Below are 4,348 nucleotides of genomic sequence, written 5' to 3'. Positions count from 1 at the left end.
CTGGGAGCGACGCGACGACATCCACGAGGCCTTCCTCAGCCTCGCCACCTGCCTGACCACCCACCGACACGTCCAACGTCTTTGTCAGGACCTCTAAGGACTCCGGCCGGATCCACCGCTCGGGCAGACGCAGCCCTGGTGGTAGCGGCTGCTGGGAGGTGGCATCAGTCCGGTCGGGGGCCGACCACCGTGCTGGGGAGGCCGACCCCGCGGCAAGGCCTCAGTGGATGGAGGTGACCCGCTTCTCCTTCAGTGCGGCACAGTTGGAGCCGTAGACGGACACATAGACGTTCTTGATGTTCCCGCCCCAGTCGACGCAGTGGCCCTTGCCGTAGACGGTGGCCGGCCCGGCGTAGGACGTGTAGTTGCCGGAGTCAGAGGCCCCCTGGTCGGTGTCGGCGACGTAGATCCACGTCCCCGTGTCCACGGCCGTTCCGGGAGTGCTGCGGATGGTGGCCACGCAGTTGCGGCCGGTGGAGGCGTTGTACGTCAGGTAGACGGTGCCCAGCGAGCCCACCGGTGCGGAGTTGACGGTCTTGTAGCTGCTTCCGCAGACCTTCTGCGGGGTAGTGTTCGCCGCCGCAGATGCCGATGACGACAGGACCACTGTGGAGCCAGCCGCCAGCGCAGTCACCGCAGCTACGGACAACATGGCACGCTTAAGTTCCATATCTCCCCCTTGTGTCGCTTGAAGTGTTTCTTCCTGCTAGGTGTGACACGTCCGCTGGGGGAAGGGTTGTCCTGTGTTCTACGGTGTGGCTGATAACCGATTAATTGTCCGAAAACCCTGCCCCCTGTATGCGCTTGGCAGGGTATAGATCGCACCCGGACAGCGCCGATCGTGACGGTGGGCTGGCACTCTTCTCTCACCCACGCCAACTGCACGGCCGGGGGGGGAAGCGGCACTGGCTCGCCTCCGTCCAGGTCAAGGCCCACGCCTGATGCGGAACCTCACTGTCCACGAACGCAGGCAGGAGGTCACCGCGCATCATGCCAGCGGTAAACGGCAGCTGGCTGCGGTGCCACGGCTCACGCTTGGTTGGGGAGCAAGAGCTCGCTCTGTACGACTTGGCAGGCTCGACCTTGCCGAGCGCCCTCCAGTACGCACCGCGGCACGGCGGCCTCGCGCCGGGCCTGTCGCGGCGCCGCAACGGCGTGGTCCTCACCGATTTCGCGGCAATCGAGCCATCCTTCATCTTGCGTGGGTATCCCCGGCTTCAGCCGGGGAGGGAAACGCATCTCAGGACCGCTGTGACCCGCAGATCACAGCGGATGTTCTTGCTGCTCGATGTACTGACGGATCTCGGTAAGTGGGGCGCCCCCGCACGAGACGGCGAAGTAGGAGCGCGACCAGAAGGCGGAGCCCATCTCGGTCCGGTTGTTCCGGCCGGTGTACTCGGCGCGCAGGTATCGGGAGCTGACGCCTTTGAGGGAGTTGATCAGCTTGGACAATGCGATCTTCGGCGGGTAGTGCACGAGCAGGTGGACGTGGTCGGTCTCGCCGTTGAACTCCCGCAGCTCCACCTCGAACTTGCCGCACACCTCCCGCATGCTCTCCTCGTACCGTTTGAGCATGGCGTCATCGGAGACACCGTGCCGGTAGCGACGCGGGTGGTGGTGTCGAGTCCGCCCTTCACGAGCCGGCGGACGTGGGCCCATCGTTGATCTTGCTTGACAAGGCCCATCGACGCACCCTTGGGCGGGATCGGGGCCAGGGCGCAGTGCGCATGACGGTTTCGTACTGACCAGACCAGGAAGGTCCGGGCGAGATAGCGGACCCAGATGTTGGTGGCCAGCCAGTCGTCGATGTCGTGCTGGGTGCAGGCGGCGAGGTGGCACCCAGCGGACTTCGCGGTGATAACGACGGCACGCTGCGCGAGGCCACGCGTCTGCACACGGAACGTTCACCATCGCCGTATCCCACCTCGGCGACGACTCAGCCGTCATTTGCCTCGACGGACCCCATGCTCTATCTGGGCTCGCCGACGGCGCCCCCACCAGAGAACTTCGCCAGAATCGCATCGACGTCGTCTTCGGCCTTGCCCCCGCAGGCGTCCGTCTCGCTTGGCCTTTTGCGCGTCAGTCCGGCAGCCAGTGCAGCTCGTGCGCCAGGGTTTTGGCGACGGCGCGGATGCGGCGGTGCAGCGGCGACTGCTCTTGTGGGAGGACCAGGTGGAGCGTCAGGCTGGGCGCGCCTCGCAGCGGTCGCCAGGTGAGACCGGCCGGTTGTGCCGTGGCCGCGGCTTCTCCGGCCGGGGCGAGGGTGAGCCCGTCGCGCAGGTCGCGTTGAGACATGTCGAAAGAGACCGCGGGCGTGTGGAATCGGGGGTGTGGTCGGGTGTCTTGGAACAGTGCGGACAGCTGATCGTGGATCACGGGGTTGGTCGCACGGTCCGGGAGTCGCAGCGGATACGCGGCAGCGTCGGCGATCTCGACCTCCGGGTGTTCGGCCAGCGGATGGTGCTGCGCCAGCTGGACCCCGATGCGCGCACGCCGCAGCAGGGACCGGCGCACGCCACGGCCCGGCTGTTCACCGCGGGTGATCCCGGCATCGATGCGGCCCTCGGCGACCGCGGGGGAGATCTCCGGTGTCGCCATCGGGACCGCGGCGACCTCGAGTCCGGTGTTGCCCCGCATCAGCCTGTCCACGAGGGCTGGTGCTGTTTCGGCCCCGGCGCTGAGGCTGTATCCGATGCGGAGCGTGCCCAGTTCACCGGCTGCCGCGCTGCGGGCGGTGTCCCATGCCCGGTCCAGCGCCGCCAGCGCGGGCGGCGCGGACTCCGCCAATGCCGCACCGGCCGTGGTCAACCCGACGCTACGCGTGTTGCGGACCAGCAGGGCTGTACCGAGTTCCGCTTCCAATCGGCGTATCCGGGAGCTGAGTGCGGGCTGTGCGATACCGATGCGAGCGGCCGCGCGGGTGAAGTTCAACTCCTGCGCCAGTACCAGGAAGTAACGCAGGCTCACCGTGTCCGGTGCCACGTTGCCTCCCTGCCGATTGATAACGATCCGTTCTGAGCCTAGCCCGTACCGGTCTTTCCCTCGGCCGCATATCAAGCCCTAACCTGCGCCTATGGCGATTCAACTGCCCGCAGTGCCCGTCGCCGGGATCGATCGATCGATGCGTCAATTCGACGTCGGACGTGTCCGGCCGAACACAGGAGGTTTCCATGGCTAAGGGTTACTGGGTCAGTGTCTACCCCGCCGATTCCGGCCCTGAGGGGCTGGCTGCCTACGACAAGCTGGCCGGTCCGGCTGTGCAGGCTGGGGGCGGGCGCCTCCTGTCCCTCCTCCCGTCCCGTGGCGGTCGAGTCGTCGCCCACGAGGCCGGAATCACGCAACGCGTCGTTCTGATCGAGTTCGACAGCTTTGAACAGGCCGTCGCGGCATACGAGAGCGAGGCATACCAGAAGGCGCTGGTGGCCCTCCCCGACGGCTTCGAGCGCGACTTCCGCATCATCGACGGCATTGACTGACCGCCGGCCCAGCCATCGCTGAGCATCTGTCACCTGATACGCACACGGTGCTGAGCGACGACTCACGAGACTGTTCGAAGCCATGCCCCGCGTCCCAGTTCGTCGTGGACGTCCTCGACGGCCTGATCCCTGTCGGGTGGATCGAAGAAGCGACACGACATCCGGGCCAGCTGGCTTGTCTCGCTGACCTCGTCGACGAAACTCACCATCACCCGAAGCGAACAGCGAACCGTTCCTCACACGACAGATCGGTCCAGCGAACACAAGGCTTCGATGACCATGAGCGCATCCTGCATCCGTTCCCGCTCCGTCAGCACCTGGAACAGCAACTCGGCTCCACGCCGGTCGAGTTCCGTGCAGCCAAGCTCATCCATACAAAACCGCTGTAACCAACGACGTTGACCGCCTTCGGCTGACCACCCTCTCCGAGCCGTAGAAACCGAGTCCAGACCATGGTCGGGCCTACCGCGGCCGTTGTGGCCTCATCGTGACCGTGGTCGGGGCTTTATGGCCGGTGGTCTGGTCGGGGGGGGCGGCGGTCTTCCTCAAGGGCAGCAACAACTCCGTGCTGACCAAGGAGCTCCACCATGGCTGCCGCCAAGAAGGGATGTCCCGCCGCGTCGTACACTCCCCCAGTCCGGCGAGCCGCTGCCCGACCATCTGCTGTCCGCGCTCGCCCAGCACCGGCTGGCCACCACCAGGCAGCTCCGCGATCTCCTCCGGCCGAACACCACCCGCCGGACCGTCTCCACCCCAGTCAACTTGACCCGGCCCTTAAGAGGTCCTGACAAAGACGTTGGACGTGTCGGTGGGTGGTCAGGCAGGTGGCGAGGCCGAGGAAGGCCTCGTGGATGTCGTCGCGTCGCTCCCAA

General features: G+C 66.3%; 4 protein-coding genes and 1 pseudogene. 1 reads left to right on the top strand and 4 read right to left on the bottom strand.

Annotated features, from left to right (window positions below; all coding sequences use genetic code 11):
* Positions 1 to 220: 220 nt before the first annotated feature.
* The 3 genes from AB0E78_RS41780 to AB0E78_RS41770 all read right to left on the bottom strand — a co-directional run bounded on the left by AB0E78_RS41780 (position 221) and on the right by AB0E78_RS41770 (position 2,982).
* Positions 221 to 670 (bottom strand): spore-associated protein, encoded by a 450-nt coding sequence (locus tag AB0E78_RS41780; RefSeq protein ID WP_361844938.1) that lies wholly within the window; start codon positions 668 to 670, stop codon positions 221 to 223.
* A gap of 593 nt (positions 671 to 1,263) precedes the next feature.
* Entirely contained in the window at positions 1,264 to 1,659 is a 396-nt protein-coding gene (gene tnpA / locus AB0E78_RS41775) for an IS200/IS605 family transposase (protein WP_361844936.1), read from the bottom strand.
* A 420-nt stretch (positions 1,660 to 2,079) separates the two neighbouring features.
* Positions 2,080 to 2,982: a LysR family transcriptional regulator gene (locus AB0E78_RS41770; RefSeq protein WP_361844933.1), complete on the bottom strand. Its 903-nt coding sequence runs from the start codon at positions 2,980 to 2,982 to the stop codon at positions 2,080 to 2,082.
* Between the two features lie 188 nt (positions 2,983 to 3,170).
* On the opposite strand from AB0E78_RS41770, the gene AB0E78_RS41765 reads away from it, so the two are divergent.
* Positions 3,171 to 3,476, top strand: a complete 306-nt coding sequence (locus AB0E78_RS41765) for a DUF1330 domain-containing protein (protein WP_361844930.1) — start codon at positions 3,171 to 3,173, stop codon at positions 3,474 to 3,476.
* A gap of 299 nt (positions 3,477 to 3,775) precedes the next feature.
* Here the strand turns inward: AB0E78_RS41765 and AB0E78_RS41760 are convergent.
* Positions 3,776 to 3,853: pseudogene (locus AB0E78_RS41760) on the bottom strand (AAA family ATPase); the annotation flags it as partial.
* Positions 3,854 to 4,348: the final 495 nt, after the last annotated feature.

Source organism: Streptomyces sp. NPDC032198, from assembly GCF_040636975.1.
In the GTDB taxonomy this organism is placed as follows: domain Bacteria; phylum Actinomycetota; class Actinomycetes; order Streptomycetales; family Streptomycetaceae; genus Streptomyces.
The sequence above is the reverse complement of the archived record's forward strand: the minus strand, read 5'-3'. Positions and strand labels throughout refer to the sequence as shown.